Raw genomic sequence first — 15,218 nt, 5'->3', positions numbered from 1 at the left:
AACATGAAATGGTTTAGCGGAATTACCCTGACGCTTGTCGCCATACTGGGCACTGGCTGGATGTTCCGGGCAGAGTTCGTACTGTTCGGCGTTGCTCAAATGAGGTCAGCGTATGTCGACATCGGCCCAACCATCGAGATCGAGTGGTCCACTGGCGCAGATAGCCAGGGCCTGCCCCCTGTCAAAGGGCCGACAGACAGGCCACCCAACATCGTCCTTATTGTCGCCGACGACATGGGCTGGAACGATATCTCCATGAACGGTCCGAACCCCACCGCCCAGACACCCAATATCGACGCGCTGGCGACAGAGGGCGTCACCTTCTCTCAGGCTTACGCCGCCCACGCGAGCTGCGCCCCCTCGCGTGCAGCCCTCATGTCGGGCCGCTACGGCACTCGCTTCGGCTTCGAGTTTACCCCTACCCCACCAGGTTTCGAGCCGGTCACAGGCATGCTTAGCGCCATGATGGATCGGCCGTTGCGACCGCCAGCGTTCACCAATCCGAATGCCGCCACCCTCGACAGCTTCGAGTTCGCCGGGCTAGGCATGCCCCCGTCAGAAATCACCCTGGCGGAAATGCTGGCCGACCACGGATATCACACCGCTCACATCGGCAAGTGGCACCTGGGCGAGGAAAACGGCATGGCCCCTCACGATCAGGGCTTTGCCGAGAGCATCCTGATGGCCAGTGGCCTTTACGGGCGACGGGATGATGAGGACGTCATTCAGGCGAGGCAGGAATTCGATCCCATCGATCGCTTCCTGTGGCGGATTCTGGACTTCGCGGCGAGCTTCAATGGTGGCCCCTGGTTCGAACCGCCGAAATATCTGACAGACTACTACACGGATGAAGCGGTGAAGGTGATAGAAGCCAATAAGGATCGCCCCTTCTTTCTGTATCTGGCTCACTGGGCGCCACACACACCATTACAGGCATCGCGCGAAGACTATGAAGCGCTATCGCATATCGAGCTGCACCGGGAACGGGTATATGCGGCCATGATCCGCTCTCTGGATCGGGGTGTCGGTCAGGTGATGGAGGCGCTCAAAGCCAACGGCCTGGATGAAAACACCCTGGTGATATTCACCTCGGACAATGGTGGCGCGGGTTACATTGGGTTGCCGAACGTGAATGCCCCCTATCGGGGCTGGAAATCCACCCTGTTCGAAGGCGGCATCCGGGTGCCGTTCCTGGCCCGTTGGCCGGCGAAACTCCCGGCCGGTGAGACCTTTGATGCACCCGTTCACCACGTTGATATTTACGCCACTGCTGCTGCGGCAGCAGGCGCTGACATGCCCGCTGACCGAGTAATGGACGGCGTCGATCTTACAGCTTATGTGACGCCTTCTGTGACAGGCAGCAAGCCCATGGACTCGCCGCATGAGTACCTGTTCTTCAGTGGCGGCGCGGCTCAGGCAGTAAGGGATGAGCGCTGGAAGCTGGTGGTCAGCGCGCCTCCCTCCCCCGCAGGCACGCCGCAGCCACCTCGTAAGGAGTGGTTGTTCGATCTCACCGCAGAAGGCGAGCGGGTCGACCTTCTGGCCGAGCATCCGCAGGTGGCAGGTCGATTGAGAGGCGCACTCGAAGCCCACAACGCGGCGCAGGCCGAGCCACTCTGGCCCTGGATAACCACCAAAGCCACCAACATAGATCGGGACCTGTCCCAGGAAGATCAGCCGGAAGACGAATTCGCGTACATGTCAAACTGATCCGCATAAACGGTAATAATAGAGTTCCTATCTGGCCGCTTCACGCACCGCCATTCCCCATTCGCTGAGCGCACAGTGACTGAAGTTGACCGAATATGATTCCTCTAACCAGTTTCCATAGAACTATAGTCACTGGCCTAACTAAATAATTTTGACAGTGAATCGCTATGATCAAAACAAGACCCATTACATCCGCACTGGCTCTGGCCTTGTATGGCATTGGCGCTCTGGCCCAGGAGTCGCTTGTACTGGAAGAAGTCATCGTTACCGCCCAGAAACGGTCCGAGAGCCTGCAGGATGTGCCGGTAGCTGTAAACGCGTTTACCTCGGACACGATCCTCGAAGCGGGCATCAACAATACCGCTGATCTGGCGGTCATGACCCCCAGCCTGCACACCCTGAATGTGCAAAGTCCTTTCACCACCAAACTGCAGATTCGTGGTATCGGCACAGCACAAAGCGACCCGGCGCTGGAGCCTTCGGTCGGCGTATTCGTCGACGGCGTGTTCCTGGGTCGCAGCGGACTGGGTATGTCCGACCTGACAGACATCGAGCGTATCGAGGTGCTACAGGGCCCACAGGGCACTCTCTACGGCAAAAACACCAACGCCGGCGCAATTAGTATCATTACCAAGCGCCCCAGTCTTGATGGGTTCGAAGGCTACGTCGATGCATCGGTTGGCAACTACGCAATGGGCAGCCTGACCCTGGCGGCCACGGGGCCCCTGAGCGAGACTGTGGCCTTCCGTCTCTCGGGGAACGCTCACCAACGCGACGGCTACATGGAAAACGTGGGCGCGGTCGATGGCAACGATGCCAATGACTGGAATATCCAGGCCAAACTGTTGTGGGAACCCACCAACCGCTTGAGCTTCCTGCTGTCAGGCTCCCACGCTGATCGCGACAACACATGCTGTGTCCCCGACGCCACCCAGGGTGAAGCCGTGCAGGCTGAACTGGCGATTCAGGAACTACCCCAGGTGAAAAACGACCCCAGGGATTATAAAGTCGGCACCAATATTGAGAGCGAGTTCGCCCTGGAGTCAGACATCCTGTCGCTGCACATCGACTACGACATGGAATGGGGCAGGCTCACCTCCATCACCGCCTGGAACGACTACGAGTACACCACGCTCGTTGACCAGGACCGCAGCCAGCTTGACATCATCGACGGACAGGGTGAATTTTACGCCGGCGACAGCATTTCCCAGGAACTGCGCCTGGATACACAGGTGGGTGAAAACCTCGACCTGCTGCTCGGCCTGTTCTTCTACGACCAGACCACCCAGCGCGGCGACGGCTCCACGTCGGTCGTGATCGGTGAAGACTTCCCGACCATCGCCTCCCAGGAAATCGGCCCGGTCATCAACCTGATTGCCGCACCCGGCGACTACCTGTTCGGCAAGGGCGTCTGGGACAACGAAACCCTGGCGGTATTCGGCCAGGCGACCTGGCACATTGGCGAGAACTGGCACCTGACCGGCGGCCTGCGCTGGACGGACGAGACGCGCGAGGCCGACCTGTTTTCAGATAACGTATCCACAGCCCCTGCGGTTGTATTTGCCGGCGCCAGAAGCTACCTGAGTATTCTCAGTGCTCCAGTTGACGATACCTTCGAACGCTCTTCAGACAATGTGGACTGGTTGCTCAAAGCAGCCTATGACCTCAGCGACGACACAATGCTTTATGCCAGTGCGTCAACCGGCACCAAGTCAGGTAACTTCAATGGCGTTAACGGCACGGCCGAGGAGCGAGAATTCGACGATGAATTCACTATCAGCTATGAGATGGGCTCCAAGTCGACCTTCCTTGACTCCAGGGTGCGCCTGAACTCGGCTATTTTCTACACAGAAGTCGAGGATTATCAATTCCAGCAAGGGCTTCCCGATGGCGGCACCATCGTCAGCAACGAGGCTGAAGTGAAAGTATCCGGTCTGGACCTGCAGCTCGAGGCGGCAGCAATGCAAAACCTGATACTCACCGCGGGCCTGCTTTACATGCACGACTATGAGGTTGTCTCCGGGCCAAACGAAGGCAAGCAACTGTCTACTACGCCAGAATACACTGCCAACCTCGGCGCGACCCTGGTGTTTCCGCTTGCGGACAGCGTGGTCTACTTGCGCGGTGATTATATGTACATGGACGACCATGTGACGAATAACAGCAATGAGCCCGACGAGGAAGCCTTCCAGGACAGGGAACTGCTCAACGCCAAGATTGGATGGCGCAACGATAACTGGAATGTTTCTATTTGGGGAAAGAACCTCACCGAGGACGCCTACGCTGGGCTCACGTCTCAGGTTCAGCGTTTCAGCGGTTCGAGGGCCTACTACCTCACACCACCGCGCACCTATGGCGCAACACTGCGCTATGAATTCTATTAAGCTGAAGGAATAGCCGGACCAGGTTCAAGCCGAGGGACACCATGCTCAAGAGAATCGGATTACTCGTCGTTGTTCTACTGCTCGCAGCAATCGGCTATGTCTGGGTAAAACTGTTGATGCCCCTGCAAGCGTCAGCTGAAAGAAACGGGCCGGAAACTGCACCGCGGGACTACGCCTTGCAGGACAATACCAAGCTGGACCTGCCCCCTCCCCAGGGCGCAGTATACCGGGCGGCACCCAACCCTGATATGAACCTGTACTGGGGCGAGTTGCACCTGCATACGCGTGAAAGCTTCGATGCCACACTGTTCGGTACGACACTGGGCATTGAAGATGCCTACCGCTTTGCCAAAGGCGAGCCCCTCACCAGCCCCAGCGGCGAGGTCATGCAACTCAGCCGTCCACTGGACTTTGTGGCCATTACCGATCACGCAGAGGGCTTCGGCACACGCACCCATTGTGGTACCTCGGGGCTGTCGTTAAGCGAGCGGGTCGCCTGCTGGCTCGCGAACGAGCCCAACCCCATGATCTTCCAGATTCTTACCAAGGGCGCACGTGGCAAAGTGGTCCCCGGCGACCCTTCACTGCCGGCCGGCGTCTTTCGGCCGACGAGTCGCCGCCCCCCAAAGCCGGGAGCATTCCCCACCTGCCGGTTTGGCGATGGCGCGCTGGAGCGATGCCTTGACAATGCCGCAGTGGACTGGGCTCGCTATATCCAGTTGGCTGACAAGTACTATGAGCCGGGTGAGCTGACCACGCTGATCGGCTACGAGTTCTCGCCCGGTATGCCCGAACAGGGCAAACACCACCGCAACGTGATTTTCCGCTCCAACGCCGTGCCGGAGCGGGCAATCTCCAGCCTGGATGTGCCCAACGCCATCGAACTGTGGAAAGGCCTGGAGGCCACCTGCGGCGAGGGCTGTGACTTCATGACCATGCCCCACAATCCCAACAAGGCCTGGGGCCTGATGTATTCGCGGTACACCTGGGATGGCCAGGCTTACAACGAGGCTGACTGGCGCCTGCGCAGGAAGCGCGAGCCGCTACAGGAGATCTTCCAGATAAAGGGCGCGCAGGAATGCGCGCTGGGCGTCGGCGCTACCGATGAGGAGTGTGCCTTCGAGCAGGTGCTGGACCCCTGCGAGCCAGGCGAGACCTACGGCTGTGCCTTCCAGACAGGCTTTGTCCGCCAGGGTCTCAAAGTTGGGCTGGAACTTGAGCAGGAACTTGGCTTTAACCCATTGCAAACGGGTCTTATCGCCGCCACCGACAGCCACAACTCCAACCCGGGTGATGTGGAAGAATGGGATTTCCCTGGCGCAGTGGGTGCCGCCACCTCCTCCGCTGCTCGTCGTCTCAGAGAGACTGATAAGACGCGGGCCGCTTACAAAACGCCCCTGAAATTTCACACCTCCGGTGGACTGGCCGCAGTGTGGGCTCCCCAAAACAACCGCGAGGAAATTTTCGATGGCCTCGCCCGACGCGAAACTTACGCGACCTCCGGTCCGCGTATGGCCGTGCGTTTTTATGCTGGCTGGGGCTTTGACGAAACAGTCACCGATGCACCTGATGGGCTTCAATCCTTGAGGGCCGGCGGTGTTCCCATGGGAGGTGTACTCCATTCAGCCGGCAAAGCCGAGAGCTCTCCCGGCTTCTTTGTATGGGCAACCCGTGACCCAATGGACGCGCCACTGCAACGCGTGCAAATGATCAAAGGCTGGATCGATGAGCAGGGCCAAACCCATGAGAAGGTCGTCGATATTGCATGTGCAGAGGGCCTGACCGTAGATCCAGCCACCGGCCGCTGCCCTGACAATGGTGCCAGTGTTGACCTGAAAAGCTGTACCTTCAGCCCAGGCTCAGGTGCCGATGAACTGAAAACGCTTTGGCATGACCCAGACTACGCTCCTCAGCAGAGCGCTTTCTATTATGTGCGTGTACTGATGAATCCCACCTGCCGCTGGTCCAGTTACGATGCCATCCGCCTGGGGCGCGAGCCCGACCCGCGCGTCCCGGCGACCATACGGGAGCGCGCATGGACCAGCCCAATCTGGCTGGACCCTCACCAGTGAGACCCCGAGAGATGGATAACAAGCAGATAAGATCAGTGCTGTTTCGCATTACAACGCTCGCAGCCATCGCGCTGACGGCTGCCTGTTCCGACGGTCAATCTGAAGCCGATAGACGCGCAGAGGCACAAATACACTATCGGACAACGAACACAGTCATTCCGGCGAGTGATGGCATCATCACGTTTTCAGCATCGCCTGAGTCTGGTAACAGACTCCCGGAATCCAATCCAGATCGCAATGCCTACTTTGGCGATCTGCATGTGCATACCACCCTCTCTTTTGACGCTTCAGCTTTTGGCACTACCGCTTCACCGGCGGATGCCTATCGTTATGCGCAAGGCGAGGCGATCACACACCCGGGCGGCTTCGAAGTACAGCTTGCACAACCCCTGGATTTTTACGCAGTTACTGATCATGCGGTACTCCTGGGGTTGATCAACGAAGCGGCAGATACCAGCACGCAGTTCTCGCAATACGCTCTGGCGAAGCCGTATCACAACATCAATGAGTCCGTGGGCGGCGGCCTGCTCGACCTCGCCAAAAGAAGCAAGGTTTTTAACAACTTTATCAGTGACGTGGTAGCCAGCCTTCTGGACGGCACGCTCGAAGCCGCTACGGTAGATGAGGCCAGCAGATCAGCCTGGGTGCAAACCGTGGAAGCCGCCAATGAGGCTTACAAGCCTGGAACATTCACCACCTTTGCCGGCTATGAATTCAGCTCGTCCACGAAGAAACGGGAAGCCCTGCACCGCAACGTAATTTTCCGCGGCACCGAGCGCCTGCCCGCTGCGCCCTTCTCACGCTTTAACAGTATCAACCCCGAAGGTCTGTGGGGCTGGATGGATGAACTGCGCAAGCAGGATATAGAGAGCCTGGCTATTCCTCATAACAGCAACGGTTCCAACGGCGCAATGTTCGCGTTTACCGACTGGGCGGGCAATGCCATTGATCAGGAGTATGCCGAGCTACGCTTGCGCAATGAACCGCTGGTGGAAATCACTCAGGTGAAAGGCACATCAGACACCCACCCACTGCTCTCCAAGAATGACGAGTGGGCGAATTTCGAAATTTTTCCCCTGCGGACCTCCACCAGAATGCCCAGTCAACCCCGCGGCAGCTATGTCCGTAACGCCTGGCAGCGCGGCTTGTCCATGGCCGAGACCGGAGGCGCAAACCCCTTCAAATTCGGCGTTATCGGTTCCAGCGATACGCACACAGGCGCAGCTTCGCTTCAGGAGGACAATTATTTTGGCAAGATTGGTTCGTTTGACGACACCCCGGAAAAGCGCGGTTCTGTGCCCGCTAGCTTTCTTTACGGCACCCTGGTCAAGTTGGCTGCCTCAGAAATGGTCGAGGAAGTAGACGGAGAAGACTACCTCGACTTTTCGGGCTACAAGTACTGGGGCGCGTCGGGAATCGCGGGGGTATGGGCAGAAGCCAATACACGTGAGGCGATTTATGACGCGCTGCGTCGCAAGGAAACCTTTGCTACCAGCGGGACACGGATAAAGGTGAGGTTTTTCGCTGGTTACGATCTGGTAGATGCAGAACTGGACAGCACCGAAGGGGTGAGCGCCGCTTATCGTAGCGGTGCCACTATGGGTGGCACCTTGCAGGCAAGCGATGATCACCAACCGACATTTTTGACCTGGGCTGTGGCCGATCCAAACACAGCCAGGTTGCAGCGTGTGCAAATCATCAAAGGCTGGTTAGAGAGCGGCCAGAACCAGGAGCGCGTGTACGACGTTGCCTGCTCCGATGGGCTGAGCGTAGACCCTCAAACCCATCGCTGCCCGGACAACGGCGCGCGGGTAAATCTTGAGGATTGCTCAACCACGGCGGGTGTTGGATCAACAGAACTAAAAACCCTGTGGCAAGACCCGGACTTCACACCTGGTCAGGAAGCATTCTATTACGTGCGCGTGCTAGAGAACCCAGTTTGCAGGTGGTCCACCTGGGACGCTCTGCGCAACGGTGTCACACCGCGCTCCGACCTGCCAACCACTATCCAGGAACGCGCCTGGTCATCGCCTATCTGGTACAGCACCCAGGGCCAGGACAACAATTTTCTAGATTGAGATAGCGATCCCTATGAGTAATCAGATTGAAAAGGTAGATGTACTGATAATCGGCGCCGGCCTGGCAGGTATCGGCGGAGCCTGTCAGTTGCGCCGCCAGTGCCCAAACCACAGCTTTATGATCCTTGAATCCCGCGAGACCAGTGGCGGCACCTGGGACCTGTTTCGCTACCCTGGCTTTCGCTCCGACAGCGATATGTACACTTACAGCTACGGCTTCAAGCCCTGGAAAGACAAATCGACCATCGCCGAAGGTCATAAAATCCTCAGTTATATTCGCGAAGCCGCTGCAGAGTACGATGTGGAGCGACACATTCGCTACCAGCACAAGGTGATCGGCGCAAACTGGTCAACCCGCGAGAAACGCTGGCTGGTGACCGCAGAGCGCAGTGATACTGGTGAGCACGTAACGGTAAGCTGCATGTTCATGTTCAACTGCTGCGGTTACTACGACTACGAACAGGGATACACGCCGGAATTCACCGGCAGCGATGAGTTCACAGGACAACTGTTTCACGCCCAGCACTGGCCCGAAGACCTGGACTACCGTGGCAAGCGAGTGGTGGTGATCGGCAGCGGCGCCACCGCGGTAACGCTCGTACCGGCAATGGCTGGCGAAACCAGCAGCCTGGTAATGCTGCAACGCACGCCAACCTATATCGCCAACGTGCCCGGTGAAGACCCTATGGGATTAAAGCTGCGTAAGTGGTTGCCCAATAGTTGGATCTTTCGCCTGATCCGCTGGAAAAAGGTGATGTTCCAGATATATGTTTACAGGCTGTCACGAAAAAAACCAAAAGCGCTCAAGAAATTCCTGCTGGGCCAAGTTAAGCAAGCGCTGGGCCCGGATTATGACGTCGCCACCCACTTCACCCCGCCCTACAATCCATGGGATCAGCGTTTGTGTGCTGTCCCTGACGGCGATATGTTTGAAGTCATTCGCAAAGGACGCGCCGAGGTCGTCACCGATCACGTCGACAGTTTTAACGCCGAAGGAATCCAGCTCAAGTCCGGCAGACAGCTCGACGCAGATATTGTCGTTCTGGCTACTGGCCTTAACCTGAAATTCGCCGGTGGCATTGTTCATAGTATCGACGACAAGGAAATCGATATCACAGAGCATTTCATCTATCGCGGCATGATGTTTTCCGACCTGCCCAATTTGGCATTTACCGTGGGCTACACCAACTCGTCCTGGACCCTCAAAACAGACCTCACCAGCAACTACGTCTGCCGCTTGCTGAAAAAAATGGAACGTGGCAACTATGCAACGGTCACGCCGAGCCTGAATGGGGACGTCGAGGAGGTACCGTTGCTAGATTTTGACGCCGGCTACGTAATGCGCGCGCGTGACCAGATGCCCAAGAACGGCGACCGGTTGCCCTGGAAGAACTACCAGAACTACATCAGGGATTTCATGGGATTGCGCATCGCAGGTCTGAACGACACTGAATTGGAATTCCGCTAGCCGAAACCTATTCGGACGGTTCACAGGGGAGTCTGGGATATGAAAAAGATACTGATAATTATGCTTGGCCTGCTGGTCATTGTTGGCGGCGGCCGCGCATTACTGAAAGTACCCAGCGTGCAGGATAAACTACTTGAACTTGGCACCAACCGTATCGCCAAGCGCGGCGCGGAACCCTTGCCTGAATCTGAGAGCCTGCGAGTCTATGTCTGTGGCAGCGCGTCGCCGTTAGGCATGGGGCAGGCCCAGGCCTGTATAGCAGTGATCACGCCGGAGCACTTCTTCTTGATCGACTCCGGCGCCGGTTCTACCGACAATATCAGTCGCATGGGACTGCCGATGAGTCAACTGGATGGGCTTTTGCTGACGCACTTCCACTCGGACCACATCGCCGAAATCTATGAGGTCAACCTGAACTCCTGGGTGCAGGGCCGGCCACAACCCCTGACCATCTATGGCCCGCAAGGTGTTGATGAGATAACCGATGCGGTTAACGCCGGCTACAGACTGGATCGTATTTATCGCATCGGTCACCACGGGGAGGATTTGCTACCGCCCGCGCTGGGTTTGCTGGAACACAAGACGATTGAACCTGGCGTCATACTCGAGGATGGAGAACTGAAGATAACCGCCTACATGGGCGAGCACCCACCCATCGAACCCGCCGTAGGTTACCGCGTTGACTACCGGGGCCGCAGCGTTGTCATTTCGGGCGACAGTAACGTGAACGACAATACGCTGAAAATAGTCGACGGAGCCGATTTACTGCTGCACGACGCGCTATCACTACCAACTGCGAGTGCACTGGCAAATGCATTGGGCGCAGCGGGCCAGTCACGGCAATCTCAAATTGTTACTGATGTACTGGACTACCACGCTTCGACGGAATCTCTGGTTGAACTCGGCGAAAAATCCAACGTGGGCATGGTGGCCTTCTATCACCTGGTGCCTGTGCCTCCAACGGCTTTACTGAAAGATGTGTTCCTGCGTGGAGCACCTGACAACTTCCTGATCACAGAAGACCTCATGTGGTTTGAACTGCCCATCGACAGTGACGACATTATTGTCAATCGCCCATGAAGAGCGACGAACCCATCCGGCTGGTCGGCGGCACAGGGTCGCCCTACACCCAGAAAATGGTCGCCCTGCTCCGCTACCGGCGCCTTCCCTATGCCGTTCACTGGGGCATACCTGCGGAGGCTTGTGAAGCAATGGCCGTGGAGCAACCCAGGCCCATACTCGAGCCTACCTTCTTTTTTGAAAACGCCGGAGAAACTCAGGCTGTGTGCGACTCCACGCCTATTATCCGTCGCCTGGAGGATAGCTACCCGGGTCGCTCAGTACTGCCCGGCGACCCGGCGCTGGCTTTTATCGATTACCTGATTGAGGACTTCGCCGACGAGTGGTGCACCAAATACATGTTTCATTATCGCTGGCATCAAAAGGTGGATGCGGACAATGCCAGTACCCTATTGCCGCTGAGCATGGACGTCAGCATGCCGAAAGATGCCCATCGTCAGTTCAAAACCTGGGTCGAGGAGCGTCAGGTCAATCGCCTTTACGTGGTCGGCTCCAATGACGCCACAGCACCGGTGATTGACGCCAGCTACCGCCGCTTCCTTACCGCCATGGAAACCCACCTGGCCAACCAGAATTACATGCTGGGCAACCGCCCCGCTGCAGGCGACTTCGGCCTTTACGGTCAGTTAAGCCAACTGGTGGGCTTCGATCCCACAGCCCGGGCTATTGCCCATGAAGTGTCTCCCCGCACCGTCGCCTGGGTCGACCTCATGCGGGACCAGACTGGACTTGAGCCCATAGAGGAAGATTGGATCAGCCTGGCCGAGCAGCCCCGTAGTTTGCAGGGCGTGCTGAAAGAAATCGGTCGCATGTATGCTCCTGCTCAGTTAGCCAACGCCCAGGCAGTAGAAAGAGGCGAAAAATCCTGGGAGGCCGAGATAGATGGTGCCATGTGGTCGCAACAGACCTTCCCCTACCAGTCCAAGTGCCTCAGGTGGACCTATGAACGGTATAGCGCACTGAATGAAGCTGACCGAGCCAGCGTCAATCGGATCATTGAAGGCACTGGCATCGAACGCATGCTCGTGAAAAACTGATTCAGCCGATATACCGAGCTCTTAGGTAGCGACATGTGCCGCAATCAATTCGAGCAGGCGCGGCATCAGGGCTTCCGGCAGGTTGTGTCCCATGCCGTCGATAATCTTCAGGCGGGCATCGGGAATATGTCGCGCGGTATCGATACCGCATTCCAGGGGTACCAGGGCGTCTTCCCGACCGTGAATGACCAGGGTGGGAGCAGTGATGGTCTTGAGCAGTTTGACCCGACTGCCGCTGGCCATGATAGCGGCCAGGTGGCGTGAGTATCCCTCGGGATGGAGACTGCGCGCCACGCTGTCGAGCACCTTCTTCCTGAGCTCTTCGTCGCTCTCGGGGAAACCCGGGCTGCCGATCATGCGCTGGAAGGCCATGGTGTTTTTGAGGTTCGGTTTCTCGATACCCAGGGAGCGTTTCACCATGGTGCGGACTACCTTCCTGGCGGCCCCGGGCAGCTTGGGGTTGCCACTGGATGACATGATTGAAGTGAAAGAAAGGATCCTATTGGGGTTTCTCGAAGTGGCGATCTGGCCGATCATGCCACCCATCGACGCACCCACCAGATGGGCCCGATTCAGGTGCAGGGCATCCAGTAATCCAATCAGGTCTTCCGCCATGTCATCCAGCGTATAGGACACCCTGAGGGGCAGACCCAGAGTGGTTCTCAGCAGCATGCTGGGGGCCCGCGGGATATGGGCGTTTTCCATTTTTTCCGACAGGCCGATGTCACGGTTGTCGAAACGGATAACACGAAAACCGGCGCTTGCCAGACCATTACAAAGCGACAGGGGCCAACTGATCATCTGGGTGCCCAGCCCCATGATTAGCAGGATGGCAGGATCTGACGCGGAGCCAAACTCCTCGTAGGCGAGTCGGACGCCATTGGCTTGGATATAACTTTCTGACATGGACTAAGCCGTCCGCATATATTGGGGCCATAACTCTACACTGGAGCAATGATCCCCTGGGAATCAGTTTCGGACATCATCCGACGGCGATACTCGCTTGGTGTCATACCGTTCCAGCGCACAAACGCTCGGCGAAAATTGACCGTCTCGGCATAATTGAGCAAGTGCGCTATCTCGGCAACGGTCAGCTCGGTTTCTGCAAGATACTCTCGGGCAAGCACATCCCTGATCTCGTCGAAGGTAGACCTGAAACTGGTCGACTCGGCCCCCAGACGCCGCCTGAGGGTGCGTTCACTGACATGCAGACGATCCGCTACCTGCGCAATATCGAGGAAGTCGCCTGCGGACTGGATCAGCAACTGCCTTACAGCGGCCGTCGTCTGCTCCACACTGTTCATCCCTCGCAAGATTTCTTCGCACTGCTGCTGAAAGACAACATGCTCGGAACGGTTCGCCGTCTTAACAGGCGTATCCAGTACTTGCGGCGGGAGAATCAATTGACTGCGCTCGCAGTCGAAGTTCAGCGGCACGTTAAACGCGCTGTCATAGCACGCTGAATGCGAGGGCCTGGAATAACTCAGCTGAATCTCTACGCCCTCTGCATTCTCTATCTGGCTTCCGTACAGTGCTCTGCTCAATGTCGTGAGATTGGAAAAACTCAGCTCGGCCAACAGTTGTTGCTGGGCAGCGGTGCCCCCTTCAATATGGGCACGCAATATCAAGCCACCCTGATGCTCATGCGCTGTCCAGCTGGGTTTGAACATAACCTGCCCATAGCGAAGTAAAAGGCGAATCGTCTCGCGCAGGCTCGCACAACTCATCAACGCGAAACCAAAGCTACCGTAACTTGCAATACCGAGCTGCTGTCCCACGCGGATCATCAGGCAGGGGTCGCGTGAAAGATCCACTGCGGTTTCCAGCAGGATCCTCGCATCTGAGGGGGAGAAATCAGGCTGGCCTGTGCCGGTAACAGTGACGCCGCGCAGGCGGAGCTCATCAAACAACTGCTTGAGACCAATCCCCCTCTCCCCCAGCAGCAGAACCAACCGCCGGAAAAACTCACGCTGCACTCGATCTATTTTCATCTCACTGTCCGTGCCAGTGGGAGGAGGGCACCGATGCCCTCAAGCTGAAAACATCCATGATGTGTTTGGCCGAAAATGATTCCACGCTCGTTCCCACGGGCACTATACTCCACCCCAGTGAAAATTGGGAAAAGACCCTCTCCAATGCAACCCCATCGCACCACCCTGACCCTGCTGATGCTGGCCTATACCCTGTCGATGTGCGACCGGATGATTCTGTCGATCCTGTTCCCGGACATAAAAGCAGAATTCGGTTTGAGCGATACCCAGTTAGGATTGCTCGGTGGCATTTCATTCGCACTGTTTTACGCCACCATGGGGCTGCCTATTGCACGCCTGTCTGATCAATACAGTCGCAAATGGATCATCATTGTCAGCCTGGTTGTCTTCTCCATAATGACCGCCTTAAGCGGCTTCGCGGCGGGGTTCATCAGCCTATTGATACTGCGTATCGGCGTGGGCATTGGCGAGGCAGGGGTAAATCCTGCCAGCCACTCGATCATCGCTGACTATTTCCCGCCCCAACGCAGGGCCTTTGCCATGGCCATCCTGATGCTGGGGGGAAGCCTGGGCATGATGTTCGGATTTGTAGGCGGTGGCCTTATCGCCGAGGCCTATAACTGGCGCATCGCACTGATATCCGTGGGTGTACCCGGCTTACTACTGGCCGTTGTGATGGCCAGATCATTACAGGAACCTGCGAGGGGAACCTTTGAAACAGACACACCACCGCCTCCCCCTCCCATACTCACCACAGCGGCCAAGATGTGGGCCAGCCCCGCCATGCGGCACCTGGTTGCTGGCTCCGTCGTTGCGGGGCTGTTGAGCTACGGTTTCACACAGTGGTTACCCACCTTTTTCATTCGGGCACACGACCTCAGCCAATCCCAGACCGGCATGCTAATGGCCGGCGTGTTTGGCATCCCGGGGGCGATAGGCGCACTGGCCTTTGCCAGGTGGTTCGATCGTCTCTCCCATCGCGGCTTCCAACATGGCATTTGGATGCTTGCCGCGGTTCCCTTTGTCACCTTGCCCTTCTTCATCGCTGGCTTACTGGCCGACAACCTGGTCACGGCAATAGTGTTATTTATTATTCCGGGCTTTGCGGCTAACTACGTCATAGGACCCACGCTCGCCATGGTGCAGACGCTGTCCCCCGTGCAAATGCGAGCGGTGTCCTCGGCCATCCTGATGTTGTGCCTCAACCTCATTGGAATGGGCCTTGGCCCGCTGCTGGTAGGTTTGTTTAGCGACCTGCTCACGCCTTACCATGGCGATGATGCTCTGGGCGTGGCGCTAGCGTACTTTACCCTGGTGGGCTTGTGGGGCTCGGTGCACTTCTGGCTCTGCGGCCGGGCACTGGCCAGACAGCAATCAAACAACAACTAAGGTCTTTGA

10 protein-coding genes are annotated in these 15,218 nt (G+C 57.4%); 8 read left to right on the top strand and 2 right to left on the bottom strand.

Annotated features, from left to right (window positions below; translation table 11 throughout):
* The first annotated feature begins 3 nt into the window (after positions 1-3).
* The 7 genes from EYC87_RS15550 (at position 4) to EYC87_RS15520 (ending at position 11,829) form a co-directional block, all read left to right on the top strand.
* Complete coding sequence (locus EYC87_RS15550; protein WP_279253667.1) at positions 4-1,710, top strand: sulfatase-like hydrolase/transferase; 1,707 nt, start codon at positions 4-6, stop codon at positions 1,708-1,710.
* 167 nt (positions 1,711-1,877) lie between these two features.
* Positions 1,878-4,094, top strand: a complete 2,217-nt coding sequence (locus tag EYC87_RS15545) for a TonB-dependent receptor (protein ID WP_279253666.1) — start codon at positions 1,878-1,880, stop codon at positions 4,092-4,094.
* 41 nt (positions 4,095-4,135) lie between these two features.
* A complete protein-coding gene (locus EYC87_RS15540) occupies positions 4,136-6,166 on the top strand; it encodes a DUF3604 domain-containing protein (protein WP_279253665.1) in 2,031 nt (676 codons plus the stop codon).
* A gap of 11 nt (positions 6,167-6,177) precedes the next feature.
* Positions 6,178-8,244, top strand: a complete 2,067-nt coding sequence (locus EYC87_RS15535) for a DUF3604 domain-containing protein (RefSeq protein ID WP_279253747.1) — start codon at positions 6,178-6,180, stop codon at positions 8,242-8,244.
* 13 nt (positions 8,245-8,257) lie between these two features.
* Positions 8,258-9,712, top strand: a complete 1,455-nt coding sequence (locus tag EYC87_RS15530) for a flavin-containing monooxygenase (protein WP_279253664.1) — start codon at positions 8,258-8,260, stop codon at positions 9,710-9,712.
* Between the two features lie 39 nt (positions 9,713-9,751).
* Positions 9,752-10,792 (top strand): MBL fold metallo-hydrolase, encoded by a 1,041-nt coding sequence (locus tag EYC87_RS15525; protein ID WP_279253663.1) that lies wholly within the window; start codon positions 9,752-9,754, stop codon positions 10,790-10,792.
* Positions 10,789-11,829 carry a glutathione S-transferase N-terminal domain-containing protein gene (locus EYC87_RS15520; RefSeq protein WP_279253662.1) on the top strand — a complete coding sequence of 347 codons (1,041 nt, stop codon included), beginning with the start codon at positions 10,789-10,791 and terminating at the stop codon, positions 11,827-11,829. The genes EYC87_RS15525 and EYC87_RS15520 overlap by 4 nt, the downstream gene beginning before the upstream one ends.
* 21 nt (positions 11,830-11,850) lie before the next feature.
* On the opposite strand, the gene EYC87_RS15515 is transcribed toward EYC87_RS15520, so the two are convergent.
* Together EYC87_RS15515 and EYC87_RS15510 are read right to left on the bottom strand one after the other, a co-directional pair.
* Positions 11,851-12,735: an alpha/beta fold hydrolase gene (locus tag EYC87_RS15515; RefSeq protein ID WP_279253661.1), complete on the bottom strand. Its 885-nt coding sequence runs from the start codon at positions 12,733-12,735 to the stop codon at positions 11,851-11,853.
* 35 nt (positions 12,736-12,770) lie between these two features.
* Complete coding sequence (locus EYC87_RS15510; protein WP_279253660.1) at positions 12,771-13,820, bottom strand: AraC family transcriptional regulator; 1,050 nt, start codon at positions 13,818-13,820, stop codon at positions 12,771-12,773.
* Between the two features lie 144 nt (positions 13,821-13,964).
* Here EYC87_RS15510 and EYC87_RS15505 point away from each other — a divergent pair, with 144 nt between their 5' ends.
* Positions 13,965-15,209 carry a spinster family MFS transporter gene (locus EYC87_RS15505; protein WP_279253659.1) on the top strand — a complete coding sequence of 415 codons (1,245 nt, stop codon included), beginning with the start codon at positions 13,965-13,967 and terminating at the stop codon, positions 15,207-15,209.
* Positions 15,210-15,218 lie beyond the last annotated feature (9 nt).

Origin of the sequence: Candidatus Seongchinamella marina, assembly GCF_026262685.1 — a bacterium.
GTDB lineage: Bacteria > Pseudomonadota > Gammaproteobacteria > Pseudomonadales > Halieaceae > Halioglobus > Halioglobus marinus.
The sequence above is the reverse complement of the archived record's forward strand: the minus strand, read 5'-3'. Positions and strand labels throughout refer to the sequence as shown.

Bases quoted from the DNA above. Each gene is read 5' to 3' on its own strand.
- EYC87_RS15510 (WP_279253660.1), bottom strand. From the start codon at position 13,820: ATGAAAATAGATCGAGTGCAGCGTGAGTTTTTCCGGCGGTTGGTTCTG.
- EYC87_RS15530 (WP_279253664.1), top strand. From the start codon at position 8,258: ATGAGTAATCAGATTGAAAAGGTAGATGTACTGATAATCGGCGCCGGC.
- EYC87_RS15515 (WP_279253661.1), bottom strand. From the start codon at position 12,735: ATGTCAGAAAGTTATATCCAAGCCAATGGCGTCCGACTCGCCTACGAG.
- EYC87_RS15535 (WP_279253747.1), top strand. From the start codon at position 6,178: ATGGATAACAAGCAGATAAGATCAGTGCTGTTTCGCATTACAACGCTC.
- EYC87_RS15505 (WP_279253659.1), top strand. From the start codon at position 13,965: ATGCAACCCCATCGCACCACCCTGACCCTGCTGATGCTGGCCTATACC.
- EYC87_RS15540 (WP_279253665.1), top strand. From the start codon at position 4,136: ATGCTCAAGAGAATCGGATTACTCGTCGTTGTTCTACTGCTCGCAGCA.
- EYC87_RS15525 (WP_279253663.1), top strand. From the start codon at position 9,752: ATGAAAAAGATACTGATAATTATGCTTGGCCTGCTGGTCATTGTTGGC.
- EYC87_RS15550 (WP_279253667.1), top strand. From the start codon at position 4: ATGAAATGGTTTAGCGGAATTACCCTGACGCTTGTCGCCATACTGGGC.
- EYC87_RS15520 (WP_279253662.1), top strand. From the start codon at position 10,789: ATGAAGAGCGACGAACCCATCCGGCTGGTCGGCGGCACAGGGTCGCCC.
- EYC87_RS15545 (WP_279253666.1), top strand. From the start codon at position 1,878: ATGATCAAAACAAGACCCATTACATCCGCACTGGCTCTGGCCTTGTAT.